This is a genomic window from Nocardiopsis sp. NPDC057823 (assembly GCF_042797335.1).
GTDB classification, from domain to species: Bacteria; Actinomycetota; Actinomycetes; order Streptosporangiales; family Streptosporangiaceae; genus Nocardiopsis; species Nocardiopsis changdeensis.
In genome coordinates this window covers 47414-63813 of sequence record NZ_JBHVLR010000006.1, presented here as the reverse complement: position 1 = coordinate 63813, position 16400 = coordinate 47414, and the positions used below count along the sequence as shown (strand labels likewise).

Here is a 16400-nt window from a genome sequence, read left to right as displayed (position 1 = left end):
AACGCTAGCCGCCCCGGGGAACCGGAGCGGACACCGCGTCCCACCCAGTGGTACGGGCGCCGGGTCAGTCCTCGTCGCCGCTCTCGACCGTGCCCGAGGAGTCCACCTCGAACAGCCGGGGCGGGGCGGGCGGCCGGCGCCGCAGCAGGGCGATCCGCTCGCGCCGGTCGCGGGGCCGCGGTGCCCCCGCGGGTTCGGCGGGCCGGGCGAAGTGCAGCCGTGTGAAGGCCAGCGCCTCGGCCAGCTCCCGCAGCCGGGCCTGGCGGTCGGGCGCCTTGCGGGTGCTCACCTCCAGCACCAGCTGGCCCTCGAACCCGCCCGCGGCCAGGTACTCCAGGACCTCGGCGACCGGCTGGCGGCCGCGGCCCGGGATGAGGTGCTCGTCGAGGTTCTGCCCGCCGAAGCCGTCCGCGACGTGGATGTGGGAGAGCCGGTCGCCCAGCCGCTTGGCCATGTCCATGGCGTCGGAGCCCGACATCGCGGTGTGCGACATGTCGAGGGTGACGTCGGCGTAGTCGCGGTCGAGGGGGTTCCAGCTCGGGGCGTAGGGCACGACCTCGCGGTCGCGCACGCGCACCGGGTACATGTTCTCGACGGCGAAGACGACGTCGGTCTCCTCCTGCATGCGGGCGACGCCCACCTCGAACTCGCGGGCGTAGTCGCGCTGCCAGCGGAAGGCGGGGTGGACCACGATGGTCTTGGCGCCCAGCGCCTCGGCCATCTCCTTGGAGCGGACGAGCTTGCCCCAGGGCTCGCGCCCCCACACCCGCTGGGTGAGGACGAGGCACGGGGAGTGGACTGCGGTGACCGGGATCTGGTGGTAGTCGGAGAGGCGCCGCAGCAGGTCGATGTCCTGGCTGGCGGGGTCGGAGGAGACGAGCACCTCGATGCCGTCGTACCCCAGTTTCGCGGCGATCTCGAAGGCGGCCGGGGTCTTCTCAGGGTAGACCGACGCCGTCGAGAGGACGACGGGCGCGTCTGGTACCTGGATAGCGCTCACGTGGACAGGGTATGCGCTCCGGCCCGCCCCGTGCGTAGCCGCCGTGTGAACGTGGCGTGCCGCCGGTCCGCGCCCCGCGGGGCGCTGCGCGTAGGCTCTTCGGTCATGATCCCCGCAGAGGCCGTCCCGAGCCCGAACATCTGGCGCCACCCCGACGTCTACGAGCTGGAGAACCTCGCCGTGGACCCGGACGGGGTCATCGAGGCGGCGATGGAGCGCATCCGCCCGATGGCGGGCGCCCGGGTGCTGGACATCGGGTGCGGCACCGGGTTCCACCTGCCCCGGTTCGCGCGGAGCGCGGCCCGGGTGACCGGGGTGGAGCCCCATCCCGCGCTGGCGGCGCGGGCCCGCAAGCGGGTGGCGGGACTGGACGGCGTCGAGGTCCTGAACGGTGTGGCCCAGCGGCTGCCCGTCCCCGACTCCGTCGTCGAGGTCGCGCACGCCCGCTGGGCCTACTTCTTCGGCCCCGGCTGCGAGCCCGGCCTGGCCGAGCTCGACCGGGTGATGCGACGCGGCGGGGTCGCGTTCGTGATCGACAACGACGCGACCCGCTCCACGTTCGGCGGCTGGTTCCGGCGGTCGCTGCCGTCGTACGACCCGGCCGCCGTAGAACGGTTCTGGTCCTCCCACGGGTTCGGGCGCGAGGCCCTGACGATGCGATGGGACTTCACCGACCGCCGCGCCTTCGAGGCGGTGGTGGGGATCGAGTTCCCTCCGGCCCTGGCCGCGGAGATCATCGCGGCGCATCCGGGGACCGCGGTGGACTACGCGGTCAATCTCTGGTGGCGGAGGTACTGAGTGCACCGGGTCCAGGGGTGCGGGCCGCCGGGGTCACCCCCCGGGAGAGCGTGTGCCCGCGGCCGTCGGCGCCCTGCGCGCGGCCTGCGGGGGCGGCGTCACAGCCGCACGGCTCCGGCGAGGTTGTAGCGGGTGACGTCCCGCTCGCGGACCTCGTCGCCCGTCCGGGGCGCGTCGATCATCCGGCCGTTGCCGAGGTAGATGGCGACGTGGTAGGCGTAGCCGCCGCTGTCGGTCCAGTACAGGAGGTCGCCCCTCCTCGCGTTGGAGTAGCTCACCCGGGTGCCGTGGTTCACCTGGTCCTGGGCGATACGGGGCAGGTTCACCCCGGCCTGCTTGAACGACCACTGGACGAGCCCGGAGCAGTCGAAGCCGCCGGGCTTGCTCCCGCCCCAGGCGTAGGGGGTCCCCTTCTGGGACTCGGCGGCCTCGATCGCCCTCTCCGCGGTGGCGGAGGAGAGCTGGTGGACGCGCTCGCCCCCGTTCGCCGGGGCGGCGGGGGCCGCCTGCGCGAGCCCGGGTGCGGCGCCGAACGCCAGCGCGGCGGCGAGGAGGGCCGCGGAGAGCGCACGCGCCCCGGTCCGGGGCCGCCGGGAGTGCGAGGCCTGCCGCCCCGGGTCCGCGGGACGACAGGCCTGCGTTTGCTCGTGGTGTCGCGGTATTCGCACTGGTCCTCCACATGCCGAATGTCGGTTCGCCGTGGCGTCCGCGCCCCTGCGACGCGGATGGGTCGGTCACGACGCGCATTTCATTCGTCACACAGACACCACGAGAAATCACTCTCCGTAGTCTAATCGGTCTCCAAAAAAGGTAAAGCATCCTTGACGGAGGGCGCCGAAACCGGGTCAGGCCATGGCCAAACGCCCCTCACCCGGCACGGCTCCCCCGCCCGCCTCCGGCGGGGTTCCGTCACCCACGGTGGCGAACCGGGCCGGGCGGCGCCCGTCAGGCGACGGGGGCGCCCAGCGCGGCGGCGACGCGGTCGGCGACGGCGGCCATGCCCTCGGCGTTGGGGTGCACCGGGGCCGCGGAGTTCTCCGGGATGATCCCCTCCACCCAGCGCTCGGAGCCCGGGGAGCAGATGTCGTGGCCGCGCTCCAGGACGTCGACGAAGACCGCGCCGTGGGCGGCGGCCTCCTCGGCGATCATCGTGTTGAGCGCGGTCTGCACCCCGTCCAGGTAGGCCACGTCGCCGCGGGCGATCGGCTCCCTCGGCCAGCAGCCGTTGCTCTCGGGGAGGATCTGGAGGTACCCGACCGCGAGCACGGTCGCGCCGGGGCTGCGGACGGCGATCTCCTCGTACACACCGGAGATCTCGTCGCGCAGGTCGTCCACCCTCCGGTCGAGTTCGTCGCCGTAGTGGCGCTCGCAGGGGTTGCCCAGCGGGTTCTCCAGGCTGCGCTTGGCGCAGGTGGTGAGCACGTCCACGAAGCCGAAGTCGTTGCCGCCGATCCCCACCGTCACCAGGTCGGTGTCGGGGGTGAGGGCGTCGTACTGCGGGGCGACCCCCGTGAACTGGGACTCGGAGAAGTCGGCGGTGACCGCCCCCGAGCAGCTGACGTCGGTGAACTCGGCCACGCCCAGCCGGTCGGCGGTGAGCTGGGCGTAGTTGGCCGAGGAGCGCAGGCAGCGGGGGTCGGAGCCGGGCGCGTACGGCGGGATCAGCGGGCCGGCGGTGAACGAGTCGCCCAGGGCGACGTAGTGCTGGAAGGCGGCCTCCTCGGCGGCCGCGGGGGCGGCCGCCAGGGACAGGCCCAGGGCCGCGGCCGCGACGAGTGCGGCGCTTCGGGAGCGTCGCGGCTTCGCGGGCGGTTCGGGGGCGAAGGGGGCTTCGGGGGACATGGACGGCGTGTCGGTGCGGGGCACGCGGGTCTCCTCTCCAGGGAGCGGGGGGTGGTCGGAGGTTCCGGACCCTAGGAATTCTGTAACACGACCTTCACGGAAAGTGTCCTAACCCGTAGGTAACTTTCTTGTGGCGCACCGCGTCCGGCGACCCCGGCGGGCGGCCCGGGCGGGCGCCGCGGCCGCGGCCCGTCCACAGGGGAGGTCCGGGGCGGACGGAGCGTCCCCGGCAGGCGTTAGCGTGTCGGACATGGCCAAAGCGAAGACGATGTTCCGGTGCGCCGAGTGCGGCTGGACCACCCTCAAATGGGTGGGCCGCTGCGGGGAGTGCCAGGCGTGGGGCACGGTCGAGGAGGCCGGGGCCCCGGCGCCCATGGCGGTCGCCCCCGCCGCGGTGACCTCCCGGGCGCGCCCCATCACCGAGATCAGCGTGGAGAGCGCCGAGGCCGTGCCCACCGGCATCGACGAGCTCGACCGGGTGCTGGGCGGCGGCGCCGTCCCGGGCGGCGTGGTCCTGCTCGCCGGCGAGCCCGGTGTCGGCAAGTCCACCCTGCTGCTCGAGGTGGCCGCCAAGCGCGCCCAGGCCGGGCCCGTCCTGTACGTGACCGGCGAGGAGTCGGCCGGGCAGGTCCGCCTGCGCGCCGAGCGCCTGGGGGCGCTGTCGGACAAGCTGTACCTGGCGGCGGAGACCTCCATCGCCACCGTGGCCTCGCACGTGGACGCGGTGGCGCCGGGCCTGCTCATCGTCGACTCGGTGCAGACCATGATGTCCCCCGACACCACCGGCGTCCCGGGCGGCGTGACCCAGGTGCGGCAGGTGACCGGCGCGCTCATCCAGCTCGCCAAGGAGCGCGGGATCGCCACGGTCCTGGTCGGACACGTGACCAAGGACGGCTCCATCGCCGGCCCGCGCCTGCTGGAGCACCTGGTGGACGTGGTGCTCCACTTCGAGGGCGAGCGCCACTCCCAGCTGCGCCTGCTGCGCGCGGTCAAGAACCGTTACGGCCCCACCGACGAGATCGGCTGCTTCGAGCTGACCGAGACCGGCATCGTGGGGCTGGCCGACCCCAGCGGCCTGTTCCTCACCGAGCGCACCGACCCGGTCCCGGGCACCTGCATCACCGTGGCCCTGGAGGGGCGGCGGCCGATCATCGCCGAGGTCCAGGCGCTGGTGGCGCCGACCCCGCTGCCGGCGCCCCGCCGGGCCACCTCGGGCCTGGACACCTCACGGGTGAACATGATCCTGGCGGTGCTGGAGAAGCGGACCGGGATGAAGCTCGCCAGCCTCGACGTGTACGCCTCCACGGTGGGCGGCGTGCGCCTGACCGAGCCCGCGATCGACCTCGCGCTGGCGATGGCCGCGGGCAGCTCGCACAACGACGTCGCCCTGCCGCGCGGCCTGGTGGTGGTCGGCGAGGTCGGCCTGGCCGGGGACGTGCGCACGGTCACCGGCGCCCGCCGCCGGGTGGCCGAGGCGCAGCGCCTGGGCTTCACCGAGGCGATCGTGCCCAAGCACTTCGGCGACCCGGTCCCCGGCATCCGCGTCCACGAGGTGGAGGAGCTCAGCGAGGCCCTGATGCGCGTGGCCAGGCGGCGCTGACCGGGGGCTGGAGCCTGTTTCTTGAGACTTCCCCTGTGCCGCCGGGGGTTCGCGAGGCGCCCGGCGGGGTTCTGGAGGCCCGAAGGAGACGTCCTCCAGGAAGGTCTGTGGCCGCAGGCCGCCCGTTGAGGACCTTCCGCCGCTCGACGGGCGGGCCGACGCTCAGCAGAGGTTCACAAGAGCACGGCCTAGAAGGCGAAGACCGCGCCCTTGGCGGTGCGCAGGACGCAGGGGTTGCCGAAGGTCTGCTCGAACTCCTCGTGCCCGCGGGCGGTGGCGGTGACCGGGCGGTACTCCATGGTGCAGAAGCCCTCGGCGGGGGCGACGGCCTCGATCGACCCGGCCCCGGCGATGGCGGCGCAGGCCGCCTCCGCCTCGGGGTGGGCGCCGCCGACGGGGTCGCAGTGCAGGGTGGTGACGGAGCGCTGGCCGGTGCCCTCGTCGGTGACGGTGAGGACGTACCGGTCGGAGTGGCGGTCGGCCGAGGCCGCCCCGGGGGTGAGGGCGAGGGCGGCGAACAGGGCGAGGCCGCAGGCGGCGAGGCGTTTCACGGTGGGCTGGCTCCCGGATGGAGGAACACGGACGGCACTCATAGTAGCCACATGAGTGCCGTCCGTGTTCGCATTCGCCGGGTCCGGCTCAGGCCTTCAGCTGGAACACCACCTGGTCGGTCGAGCCCGCGTAGTCCCCGTGCAGGTTGGCGCGGTACCAGCCGGGCCGGGCCTGGGACGTGCCCTCGCGGCAGTCGGTGAAGGAGCGCACCCGCTCCCAGGTGATCGTGAACTCGTGCGGCACGCCACGGCTCAGCTGGCGGTCCTCGCGGGCCTCGCCCTCGACGCAGTCGGCGGTGGAGAAGATGCGGTCGTCACCGGAGTGGATGCGCAGTTCCAGGGCCTCGCGCCCCACGTCGACGGTGCAGGTCTGCTCGGCGGTGTTCACCACGGTGACCCGGAAGGCCGGGTTCTGGCCGGCCCCGTAGACCTCCTTGTCGGCCTCCGCGAAGTCGAAGGTGACCACCACGTCCTGGGGACGGCACAGGTCCTCCGGCTTCTCCGGCGCGGCCGCCGCGCCGCCGGACCCCTCCTCGCCGCCGCCGTCCTCGCCCTCGGACTCCTCGGCGTCGGAGGGGTCGTCGGAGGCGGACGGGTCCTCGCTCGGAGAGGCGTCGGCCTCCGAGGGGTCCTCCGACGGTTCCGGTGACGCGGAGGGGTCCTCCGGTGCGACACTGGGGGAGGCGTCATCGCCCATACCCGCTTCGGACCGGGTCGTCTCCCCCTCGTCCCCGCCGCCCGGGCGGCACGCGAAGACGATGAGGGTGAGCACCAACATGACCCCGGCCAGCACGAGGGCGCGCCGCTTCCAGTAGGTCTCGGGACTGACGGGATGTCCGGTACTTGACGCCATGGCCCGTAGTATTGCGGTTTTGCGGGCGCGCCACCTACTCAACCCGCCGATCCCCGGTTTAAAGATGAGCGATAACCCTTACAGCACCGCCGTTCTGGCCTGGTACGAGGCCAACGCCCGCGATCTCCCCTGGCGGGAGCCGGGGGCCTCCCCCTGGTCGATCCTGGTCAGCGAGATCATGCTCCAGCAGACCCCGGTCGTGCGGGTCCTGCCCGCCTGGCGGGCCTGGATGGAGCGCTGGCCCACCCCCGCCGACCTGGCGAAAGACTCACCGGGTGACGCGGTCCGCATGTGGGACCGGCTCGGCTACCCGCGCCGGGCGCTGCGCCTGCACGCCTGCGCGACGGTCATCACCGAGGAGCACGACGGGGTGGTGCCCGACGACCACGCCACCCTGCTGGCGCTGCCGGGCATCGGCGCGTACACGGCGGCGGCCGTGGCGAGCTTCGCTTTCGGCCAGCGGCACGCCATTCTGGACACCAACGTGCGCCGGGTCCTGGCCCGGGCCGAAACAGGCATCGAGTACCCGCCGAAAACCCAGACCAAGAGCGAGGTGACCCTCGCCGAGTCGCTGCTGCCGCCCGAGCCGTCCGTGGCCGCCCGCTGGGGCGTGGCCGTGATGGAGCTCGGCGCCCTGGTGTGCACCGCCCGTTCGCCCAAGTGCGTCGACTGCCCCATCGCGAACCAGTGCGCCTGGACGGCGGCGGGGCGGCCCGCGCACAGCGGACCGCCCCGGCGCGGCCAGACCTACGCGGGCACCGACCGCCAGGTCCGCGGCCGCCTCCTGGCGGTGCTGCGCGACTCGGCCGTGCCGGTGCCCAAGGAGGCGCTGGACGCCGTCTGGGACGACCGCGTCCAGCGCGAGCGCGCCCTGGACGCCCTGGTCGTCGACGGCCTCGTGGACCCGCTGGAGGACGGCCGCTACGCGCTGCCCTCCTGAGTCCCTCAGGCGCCCATCGTGGCGATGGTCCCGTCCTCGATGAGCAGCTCGACCTCGGCCTCGCTCTCGGAGATCCCGCCGCTGCACGGGGCGCCGGGCTCGGGGGTGGCCGGTCCCTGGACGTACTCGCGCAGGTAGTCGGTGAGCGCCGGGTCGGCGGGGTCGTCCAGGGTGAGCTGCGAGCCCCAGGCGGAGGCCACCACCGGGGACGGAAGGCCCTCCATCGGGCTGATCACCAGGTAGTCGCCGGAGGTGTACAGCGACTCCAGGACCGCGACGTCGTCCGGGGCCATGGAGGGGTCGTAGGTGATCCACACCGCGCCGTGCTCCAGCGAGTGCACGGCCAGCTCCGCGCGCAGCGGCTCGGTGTACACGCCGCAGTTCTGCCAGGTCGGGTAGTGGGGGCCGCCCGCCGGCGGGAACATGTCGTAGGAGACGGTCTCGCCGGGCTCGACGTGGTCGGCCGACAGGTTCTCGAAGGTGGTCACCTCACCGCCGGACCCGCCCCGGGACGAGACGTAGAACCACAGTCCGCCGCCCGCGACGAGCAGCACCAGGACCAGGGCGCCGGCGACGATGCCGATGACGAGCCCGGCCGAGGACTTCTTCGGCGGCGGCGGGTACCCGCCGGGAGGCCCGCCCGCGTGGCCGGGCTGCGGGCCGTATCCCGGCTGCGGCGGTTGCGGCGGCCCGTAGCCCGGCTGCGGCCCGTACCCGGGGGGCGGGCCCGCCTGCGGCGGGCCGTGTCCCTGGTGGGGCTGCTGCGGGGGCGGCTGCTGCGGGCCCTGCTGTCGGGGGTCGTGGTGGGGATCATGCGGCTGAGTCACCCTCGCACCCTAACCGGTCCCCCGCGCCGGCCCCGGGCCCGGGAACGACGGCGGGGGCGCCCGAGGGCGCCCCCGCTGACGGAGTGCGTTGTGCCGGGTCCGTTACTCGGCCTTGCCCGCGGCCGACTCCTCGACCTCGGGGGTGTCCGGGACGGCGGCCGGCTTGGGCACACCCTTGAAGGTGAGCTTGGCGTCGGTGCCCTCCCCCTCGGCGTCGATCACGACGATCTGGCCCGCCTTGAGGTCGCCGAACAGGATCTTCTCCGAGAGCTGGTCCTCGATCTCCCGCTGGATCGTCCGGCGCAGCGGCCGGGCGCCCAGGACCGGGTCGAAGCCCCGCTCCGACAGCAGCTTCTTAGCCGCGGGACGGAGCTCGATGCCCATGTCCCGCTCCTTGAGGCGGTTGTCGAGGCTGGAGATCATCAGATCCACGATCTGGAAGATCTCGCTCTCGGTCAGCTGGTGGAAGACGATGATGTCGTCCACACGGTTGAGGAACTCCGGCCGGAAGTTCTGCTTGAGCTCCTCGCCGACCTTGGCCTTCATCCGCTCGTAGTTGGTCTGGGCGTCGTCCTCCTTGGCGAAGCCCATGGCCACGCCCTTGGAGATGTCCCGGGTGCCCAGGTTGGTCGTCATGATGATGACCGTGTTCTTGAAGTCGACGTTGCGACCCTGGGCGTCGGTGAGACGGCCCTCCTCCAGCACCTGGAGGAGCGAGTTGAAGATGTCGTTGTGGGCCTTCTCGATCTCGTCGAACAGGACCACGGAGAACGGCTTGCGGCGCACCTTCTCGGTGAGCTGGCCGCCCTCCTCGTAGCCGACGTACCCGGGCGGGGAGCCGAACAGCCGCGAGACCGTGTGCTTCTCCATGAACTCGGACATGTCCAGCTGGATCAGCGCGTCCTCGTCCCCGAACAGGAACTCGGCCAGGGTCTTGGACAGCTCGGTCTTACCGACACCGGACGGGCCGGCGAAGATGAACGAACCACCGGGGCGCTTGGGGTCCTTCAGACCCGCACGCGTGCGCCGGATCGCCTGGGAGAGCGCCTTGATGGCGTCCTCCTGGCCGATGACGCGGCGGTGCAGCTCGTCCTCCATGCGCAGCAGCCGGGAGCTCTCCTCCTCGGTGAGCTTGAAGACCGGGATGCCGGTGGAGGCGGCCAGGACCTCGGCGATGAGCTCCTCGTCGACCTCGGCCACGACGTCCATGTCGCCGGCCTTCCACTCCTTCTCCCGCTGCGCCTTCTTGGCCAGCAGCTGCTTCTCGTCGTCGCGCAGCGAGGCGGCCTTCTCGAAGTCCTGCGCGTCGATCGCGGACTCCTTGTCCCGGCGGACGCCGGCGATCTTCTCGTCGAACTCGCGCAGGTCCGGCGGCGCGGTCATGCGGCGGATGCGCATGCGCGAGCCGGCCTCGTCGATGAGGTCGATCGCCTTGTCCGGCAGGAACCGGTCGCTGATGTAGCGGTCGGCGAGGTTGGCCGCGGCCACCAGGGCGCTGTCGGTGATGGAGACCCGGTGGTGGGCCTCGTACCGGTCGCGCAGGCCCTTGAGGATCTCGATGGCGTGCGTGATGGTCGGCTCGTCCACCTGGATGGGCTGGAAGCGGCGCTCCAGCGCGGCGTCCTTCTCCAGGTACTTGCGGTACTCGTCCAGCGTGGTCGCGCCGATGGTCTGCAGCTCGCCGCGGGCCAGCATGGGCTTGAGGATGGAGGCGGCGTCTATGGCGCCCTCCGCCGCGCCCGCGCCGACCAGCGTGTGCAGCTCGTCGATGAACAGGATGATGTCGCCGCGGGTGCGGATCTCCTTGAGCACCTTCTTGAGGCGCTCCTCGAAGTCGCCCCGGTAGCGGCTGCCCGCGACCAGCGCGCCCAGGTCCAGCGTGTAGAGCTGCTTGTCCTTGAGCGTCTCGGGGATCTCCCCCTTGACGATCTTCTGGGCCAGGCCCTCGACGACCGCCGTCTTGCCGACGCCGGGCTCGCCGATGAGGACCGGGTTGTTCTTGGTCCTGCGGGACAGGACCTGCATGACCCGCTCGATCTCCTTGTCCCGCCCGATGACCGGGTCGAGCTTGCTCTCCCGGGCGGCCTGGGTCAGGTTGCGGCCGAACTGGTCGAGCACCAGGGAGGTGGAGGGGGTGGACTCCGAGGAGCCCGTGGTCGCCTGCGGCTCCTTGCCCTGGTAGCCGTGGAGCAGCTGGATGACCTGCTGGCGGACCCGGTTGAGGTCGGCGCCGAGCTTGACGAGGACCTGGGCGGCGACGCCCTCGCCCTCACGGATGAGGCCGAGCAGGATGTGCTCGGTCCCGATGTAGTTGTGGCCGAGCTGGAGCGCCTCCCGCAGGGACAGCTCCAGGACCTTCTTGGCCCGCGGCGTGAAGGGGATGTGCCCCGACGGCGCCTGCTGGCCCTGGCCGATGATCTCCTCGACCTGCTGCCGAACCGCTTCGAGGCTGATACCGAGACTTTCCAGAGCCTTGGCGGCGACGCCCTCACCCTCGTGGATGAGGCCGAGCAGGATGTGCTCCGTACCGATGTAGTTGTGGTTGAGCATCCTGGCCTCTTCCTGGGCCAGAACAACCACTCGCCTCGCGCGGTCGGTAAACCTCTCGAACATGTCTCGTCGCTCCTCTACAGAGCGGTCAGGCAGGGTCGGTTCCCACCGACCCGACTCTTCCGCATATCGGCCCCACAGGGATAACCGCCCCGGGGAGCACTGTCGCACCCGTCCGAACCGTTCGACCGGCTGCCGAGCGGACGGACATCTCCGCCACGATCCGGCCGAAGCCGTCCGTGCCAGAGACTTTCCCCGACGATAGGGCGTTCACCCAACATCCAACTACCGATTGCGGCGTCAGATTTCCCTGTACGCCGAAGGCGAACGACCCGGTACTCCCGTGATGCCGGGAGTGACCGGGTCGTTGCTTGTACTGGCCGTAATAATCGGCTCTCAGCGAACAGGCTCCGTGTTGTTCAGCCGGAAGCGAAATTGCGGGAAAGCGATCGGCGATCCCGGTCCGGTGGTCTCTGCAGAGGCACCGGGATCGGTCCGAAGTGGTCCTGCGGGTGATCCGGACCCACCGCCGTCCCGTCCTCCGGCTCGCCCCCGTGGGCGGCGGGCCGTGACGCGTCGGCGCCGATCGAGCGGCGCGGGCGTGCCGCGCCGGGGCGTTCGCCCCGCGGACCGGCGTCCCCTCCGCCCGGATCCCCGCAGCAGCGGGGATCCACGTGTCACCGCGGCCGCGGCCGCGTCGGGCGGGTTCTGAGGACCTCGGCCCTCTCCGGGCGGCGCCGGTCGGAATCCGATCAAGAACCGACAACATTTCGGCGTACCCGGGGTCGGGCGGACTAGCCCTTGATGGCCTCGTATTCGGCGACGATCGCGGCGGGGATACGCCCGCGCTCATTGACGGGCTTGCCCGCGGCCTTCGCCCAGGCGCGAATCTCCGCGCTGCGCTCACGGCTGGGGGCATTCCGGCTGGCGGCACGGCGACCGGTCGAGCGGCCCGCCTTCGGCGAAGCCTTGCGAGACGCCTCGACGAACGGAGTAAGGGCCTCACGCAGCTTGGCGGCATTACTCGCACTGAGGTCGATTTCGTACACGGAGCCGTCCAGACCGAACGTGACCGTCTCCTCGGCCTCGCCACCGTCGAGGTCGTCGACCAGGAAAACCTGGACCTTCTGTGCCATGGAATCAAACCTTTCAGAAGAGCGGTGTCTCCGCACCTGAATATAAAGCTATCCCGCAGCCCGCGGGAACACAATTGGCGACGTGCCGGAAATCACCCGGCGGCACCGCCGTCCGGCCATGGGAGGGATCGGCCGGGGAGTGGGCGGCGGGACGCGTGTTCATCACGAAACACCGTCGGAACCGGCCCGTGGCGGCCGGTCGGGGGATGTGATCGGTCAAGGACCGTATCAACGGTCGCCGGATTCTTCGCCTTCCGCGCTCCGGACATTCGCCGTCCCGTTCGCCGCGCCGGTCTCCCCGGCCGCCCGGGTGTTCTCGCCGACGGCCCCGGAGGCCACGGGCGCACCCTTGCCGACCAGGCTTCCGTCCATCCTGCGCGGCGCCATCTCGCGGCGCAGCACCTTCAGGATGAAGTAGCAGAACACGAAGGCGACGACCACCGGAGGGATGAGCGCCGACAATACGTCGAGCAGTCCGGGGGGAAGCACCGACGACAAAAAGTCACCCATCGAACCGGTCCACCCTTCCTGGTTGTTACTTATTGCAGCAAATACCCGACTCAGTGTCGGGACACTCCTGGGGGGATGGCGCCCGACGGGGCGGGCAATCGCATACCGGACATCATAGACACCGTATCCCCTGCTTTGACCGGGGCGGTACCGGGCCCCGGTACGGCAAACCGGAGGGCGTCAATGCGGAGTGCGCTTCGGTGCGCCGGCGCACCGGGGGTCGAAGAGGCCGGGCGGGTCACCGGAAGCGGAGAAATCACGACCCTTCGTCACCGGACTCCGCCGAACTCGCTTCCGGCGGCGGACCGGGCGCAGGTACACATTACCTTCCCCCTTCCACTTCCATACCACCCGGTGTGCCCAATCGCGGGTTCGAGGGTCGGTAGCCGGTTCGGGACCGTGGTCCGTTTGCCTCCGGCATTGCCGGAACGCGGTCCCAAGAGAGTACGAAAACCTTTAGCCACCGGTGTTCTCGACTCCGGGGCCGAGGTGGACCAGCATCCGGGTGTTCCCGAGGGTGTTGGGTTTGACGCGCTCCAGATCGAGGAATTCGGCGACACCTTCGTCATAGGAGCGCAGGAGTTCCTCGTACACCCGGGAGGAGACCGGGGTCCCCTGGATCGGGGCGAAGCCGTGGCGCGCGAAGAAAGCGGTCTCGAACGTCAGGCAGAACACACGGCGCACGCCCAACGCGCGCGCGGTGTCCAAAAGGGCGGAGACGATCCGGTGGCCGATGCCGAAACCGCGCAGGGACGGGTCCACCGCGACGGTGCGCACCTCTGCCAGGTCCTCCCAGAGGACGTGCAGGGCGCCGCAGCCCACCACCCGGAACTCCGCCTCCCCGGGCCCGGCCCCGGACGGGGACCCTCCCCCGGCGTCGTCGGGGGCGATCTCGGCCTCGGCGACCCAGAACTCCTGGACGTCCTCGTAGAGGTTGACCGTGCTCTTGGAGAGCACTCGCCGATCAGCGGTGTAGGTGTCGACGAGGCGGCGGATGTGCGCGACATCGCCGGTGCGGGCGCGCCGCACCTGTACATGACGAACGGGCATAACCGGTCCAGACTATGCCCCTGGGGTCCCGCGCGGATCACCGGCTCGCTCGCGGCCGGTGAACGCGGGCCCCCGAGGACATCGGGCCGGCATGCCCGTGGTCGGTCCCCGGCCGCGCCGGGGAGGAGGGGTGCGTTCGTCCGTCAGATCAGCTGGCGCCGGGCGGCCCAGACGACCGCCTCGATCGGGGTGTTGACCCCGAGCACGTCGCAGATGTTGCGAATGCGCCGGCGCAGCGTACGGGCGCTGAGCTCCAGGTGCCGGGCGGCGACCTCGGTGGTGACACCGGTCGCGATCTCGGCGAGGAGCTCGATCTCTTCGTGACTCAGTTCGACCGGCGCGTACGGACCGACGCCGACTTCGCGCGGGCGGCTCTGCAGGGGGACCACGTTCTCACGGTGCTCCCGTGCCTGCGGCACGCCCTGGTCCTCAACGGTACGTCGTACGAGTGTGGCCTGTTCCACTCCGTCCTCCCTCATCCATGTGAGTGCGGAACATCGACTCGTCACCTGGTGAGATGCGAGTGCGTCGGGAGGGGTTCCGACGCACGGCCCCGTGGTGCGAACTCCTCACGGCCGACCCTCTGGCACAGGGACGGGGGAGTCGTTCGGGCACGGGTCGCACGACCCTTGGAGCGTTGCGGCCTGGGACGGACAGACCGCACCGGTGGGTGTTTGCGAGCGCGCGAGGGGGGACCGGGGCTTCCGGCGCTCCTGACGCACTCCGCGTTACTCGATCCACTTCGGCGAACACGCGGGACTCGGCCCGCTCTCAGCACGCTAGGCGGAGGAGCAGATACCGTCAAGGCCAGATAAATCACCCTGAGTGACAAGACCGGGGCAATACGTCGCACCGTCACGGAAAGGGAAATTCTTTTTCCGCACTGACCTGCGGAAACGGTCACCGTCCGTACAGGCCCGGGCGACGGCCCCCGACAGGGGAAAATCTTCGCCGTGTCGGCGCCCTCCGCGGGCCCGCCGCCGGGGCCCCGCCGTCCGCCTCCGGCACCCGGGTTCGCGACCTGCGCCGGGAACGGCGGCGGGGGCGGTGGCGCGGTGCCTGGACACCGCGCCACCGCCCCCGCTTTCGGACATCCGCCTACCGGGATAAGGACCCGGCAAATGGGACGCCAAAGAAATCAGGCGTCGTTCCCCTCGGGCTTCACGATCGGGAAAAGGACAGTTTCCCGAATGTTCTTGCCGGTGAAGGCCATCAGGAGCCGGTCAATGCCCACACCCACACCGCCGGTCGGCGGCATGCCGTACTCCAGGGCCCGCAGGAAGTCCTCGTCGAGCTGCATCGCCTCCGGGTCGCCGTCGGCGGCCATCAGCGACTGCTCGGTGAGGCGGCGGCGCTGCTCGACCGGGTCGACCAGCTCCGAGTAGCCCGTGCCCAGCTCCATGCCGAAGCCGATGAGGTCCCACTTCTCGGTGAGCAGCGGGTCCTCGCGGTGCTGGCGGGTGAGCGGGCTCGTCTCCAGCGGGAAGTCGCGCACGAACGTGGGCTGGACGAGCGTGTGCTCCACCAGCTCCTCGAAGACGTGCTCGACCAGCTTGCCCTGGCCCCAGGCCGGGTCGTACTCCACGCCCCTGGCCTCGGCCAGGCGGCGGACCTCCTCGACCGGGGTGCGCGGGTCGACCTCGGCGCCCAGCGCCTCGGAGACCGCTCCGTACAGGGTGACCTGCGGCCACTCCCCGCCCAGGTCGTACTCCACCCCGTCGCGCTCGACCACCGTGGTGCCGAACGCGGCGCGGGCCGCGTCCTGGATCAGGGAGCGGGTGACGTCCGCCATGACGTTGTAGTCGGCGTACGCCTGGTAGAACTCCAGCATCGTGAACTCGGGGTTGTGCGTGGAGTCCGCGCCCTCGTTCCGGAAGTTCCGGTTGATCTCGAAGACCTTCTCGAGGCCGCCCACGACCAGCCGCTTCAGCGACAGCTCCGGAGCGATCCGCAGGTAGAGGTCGAGGTCGTAGGCGTTGATGTGAGTGGTGAAGGGCCGCGCCGTGGCACCGCCGTGCACCCGCATCAGCATCGGGGTCTCGACCTCGATGTAGTCGCGCGCGGTGAGCCCGTCCCGGATCGCGCGGATGGCGGCCGAGCGGCGGCGCACCATCTCGCGGGACTCGGGGTTGACGATGAGGTCGACGTAGCGCTGCCGGACCCGGGCCTCGGGGTCGGTGAGGCCCTTGTGCTTCTCCGGGAGCGGGCGCAGGCACTTGGCCGTGAGCGTCCACCTGCGCACCATGATCGACAGCTCGCCGCGGCGGGAGGTGATGACCTCGCCCTCCACGCCCACGTGGTCGCCCAGGTCGACGTCGGCCTTCCAGGCGTCCAGGCGCTCCTGGCCGACCTGGTCCAGCGACAGCATGATCTGGAGGTCGCCGGTCTCGTCGCGCAGGGTGGCGAAGCACAGCTTGCCGCCGGTGCGGTACAGCATCACGCGGCCCGCGATGGCGACGTCCACCCCGGTGCGGGTGTCCGGCGGCAGGTCGGCGTGTTTGTCACGCACGGCGCCGATCGACGTGGAGCGCTCGAAGAGCACGGGGAAGGGGTCGATCCCCTCCGCGCGCAGGCGGTCCAGTTTCTGGCGCCGAACTCTCATCTGTTCGGGCAGGTCGTCGTAGGTGTCGTCGTGCGTGTGGTTCACAGAGGCGATCCTACCGGCGCGGAAGGTCTGGACCGGCCTCCCCGCGGGGTGCCGGAAGCGGCCACAGGGATGAAATCAGTCCCTTCGGTCACTACG

Annotated in this window: 15 protein-coding genes; 3 read left to right on the top strand and 12 right to left on the bottom strand. The window is 71.2% G+C overall.

What is annotated here, in order from left to right; translation table 11 throughout:
- Positions 1–64 precede the first annotated feature (64 nt).
- Positions 65–1000, bottom strand: coding sequence for a sugar phosphate isomerase/epimerase (locus ACFVNO_RS12725; RefSeq protein WP_355262906.1), 936 nt, complete (start codon positions 998–1000; stop codon positions 65–67).
- A 180-nt stretch (positions 1001–1180) separates the two neighbouring features.
- On the opposite strand from ACFVNO_RS12725, the gene ACFVNO_RS12720 reads away from it, so the two are divergent.
- Complete coding sequence (locus ACFVNO_RS12720) at positions 1181–1798, top strand: class I SAM-dependent methyltransferase (RefSeq protein ID WP_255647125.1); 618 nt, start codon at positions 1181–1183, stop codon at positions 1796–1798.
- A gap of 98 nt (positions 1799–1896) precedes the next feature.
- On the opposite strand, the gene ACFVNO_RS12715 is transcribed toward ACFVNO_RS12720, so the two are convergent.
- Together ACFVNO_RS12715 and ACFVNO_RS12710 are read right to left on the bottom strand one after the other, a co-directional pair.
- Positions 1897–2466, bottom strand: a complete 570-nt coding sequence (locus tag ACFVNO_RS12715; RefSeq protein WP_355262909.1) for a C40 family peptidase — start codon at positions 2464–2466, stop codon at positions 1897–1899.
- Positions 2467–2743: 277 nt separating this feature from the next.
- Positions 2744–3640 (bottom strand): SGNH/GDSL hydrolase family protein, encoded by an 897-nt coding sequence (locus ACFVNO_RS12710; protein WP_355262964.1) that lies wholly within the window; start codon positions 3638–3640, stop codon positions 2744–2746.
- A 250-nt stretch (positions 3641–3890) separates the two neighbouring features.
- Here ACFVNO_RS12710 and radA point away from each other — a divergent pair, with 250 nt between their 5' ends.
- The gene (gene radA, locus ACFVNO_RS12705; protein ID WP_220563486.1) at positions 3891–5240 is read left to right on the top strand and encodes a DNA repair protein RadA; all 1350 of its coding nucleotides are present in this window, start codon (positions 3891–3893) and stop codon (positions 5238–5240) included.
- Between the two features lie 188 nt (positions 5241–5428).
- Here radA and ACFVNO_RS12700 read toward each other — a convergent pair whose 3' ends face one another.
- Positions 5429–5791, bottom strand: a complete 363-nt coding sequence (locus tag ACFVNO_RS12700) for an SSI family serine proteinase inhibitor (protein ID WP_355262913.1) — start codon at positions 5789–5791, stop codon at positions 5429–5431.
- An 88-nt stretch (positions 5792–5879) separates the two neighbouring features.
- The gene (locus tag ACFVNO_RS12695) at positions 5880–6644 is read right to left on the bottom strand and encodes a hypothetical protein (protein ID WP_355262916.1); all 765 of its coding nucleotides are present in this window, start codon (positions 6642–6644) and stop codon (positions 5880–5882) included.
- A 64-nt stretch (positions 6645–6708) separates the two neighbouring features.
- Between ACFVNO_RS12695 and ACFVNO_RS12690 the strand changes: the two genes are divergently transcribed.
- Positions 6709–7584, top strand: a complete 876-nt coding sequence (locus tag ACFVNO_RS12690; protein ID WP_378892104.1) for an A/G-specific adenine glycosylase — start codon at positions 6709–6711, stop codon at positions 7582–7584.
- 5 nt (positions 7585–7589) lie between these two features.
- Here ACFVNO_RS12690 and ACFVNO_RS12685 read toward each other — a convergent pair whose 3' ends face one another.
- The 7 genes from ACFVNO_RS12685 to lysX form a co-directional block, all read right to left on the bottom strand.
- Entirely contained in the window at positions 7590–8411 is an 822-nt protein-coding gene (locus ACFVNO_RS12685; RefSeq protein ID WP_355262922.1) for a DUF3105 domain-containing protein, read from the bottom strand.
- A 102-nt stretch (positions 8412–8513) separates the two neighbouring features.
- Positions 8514–11024, bottom strand: a complete 2511-nt coding sequence (locus tag ACFVNO_RS12680) for an ATP-dependent Clp protease ATP-binding subunit (protein ID WP_220563490.1) — start codon at positions 11022–11024, stop codon at positions 8514–8516.
- 731 nt (positions 11025–11755) lie between these two features.
- On the bottom strand, positions 11756–12097 hold the full coding sequence (locus ACFVNO_RS12675; RefSeq protein WP_220563491.1) for an Lsr2 family protein: 342 nt from the start codon (positions 12095–12097) through the stop codon (positions 11756–11758).
- Positions 12098–12325: 228 nt separating this feature from the next.
- Positions 12326–12607: a hypothetical protein gene (locus tag ACFVNO_RS12670; RefSeq protein WP_355262926.1), complete on the bottom strand. Its 282-nt coding sequence runs from the start codon at positions 12605–12607 to the stop codon at positions 12326–12328.
- A gap of 456 nt (positions 12608–13063) precedes the next feature.
- The gene (locus tag ACFVNO_RS12665) at positions 13064–13657 is read right to left on the bottom strand and encodes an amino-acid N-acetyltransferase (RefSeq protein WP_355262929.1); all 594 of its coding nucleotides are present in this window, start codon (positions 13655–13657) and stop codon (positions 13064–13066) included.
- 143 nt (positions 13658–13800) lie between these two features.
- Positions 13801–14121: a LuxR C-terminal-related transcriptional regulator gene (locus ACFVNO_RS12660; RefSeq protein ID WP_220563494.1), complete on the bottom strand. Its 321-nt coding sequence runs from the start codon at positions 14119–14121 to the stop codon at positions 13801–13803.
- A 674-nt stretch (positions 14122–14795) separates the two neighbouring features.
- Entirely contained in the window at positions 14796–16304 is a 1509-nt protein-coding gene (gene lysX, locus ACFVNO_RS12655) for a bifunctional lysylphosphatidylglycerol synthetase/lysine--tRNA ligase LysX (RefSeq protein WP_355262932.1), read from the bottom strand.
- Positions 16305–16400 lie beyond the last annotated feature (96 nt).

Coding starts and splice junctions, on each gene's coding strand:
- ACFVNO_RS12710 (WP_355262964.1), bottom strand. CDS start 3,640: ATGTCCCCCGAAGCCCCCTTCGCCCCCGAACCGCCCGCGAAGCCGCGA.
- radA (WP_220563486.1), top strand. CDS start 3,891: ATGGCCAAAGCGAAGACGATGTTCCGGTGCGCCGAGTGCGGCTGGACC.
- ACFVNO_RS12695 (WP_355262916.1), bottom strand. CDS start 6,644: ATGGCGTCAAGTACCGGACATCCCGTCAGTCCCGAGACCTACTGGAAG.
- ACFVNO_RS12690 (WP_378892104.1), top strand. CDS start 6,709: ATGAGCGATAACCCTTACAGCACCGCCGTTCTGGCCTGGTACGAGGCC.
- ACFVNO_RS12680 (WP_220563490.1), bottom strand. CDS start 11,024: ATGTTCGAGAGGTTTACCGACCGCGCGAGGCGAGTGGTTGTTCTGGCC.
- ACFVNO_RS12675 (WP_220563491.1), bottom strand. CDS start 12,097: ATGGCACAGAAGGTCCAGGTTTTCCTGGTCGACGACCTCGACGGTGGC.
- ACFVNO_RS12670 (WP_355262926.1), bottom strand. CDS start 12,607: ATGGGTGACTTTTTGTCGTCGGTGCTTCCCCCCGGACTGCTCGACGTA.
- ACFVNO_RS12665 (WP_355262929.1), bottom strand. CDS start 13,657: ATGCCCGTTCGTCATGTACAGGTGCGGCGCGCCCGCACCGGCGATGTC.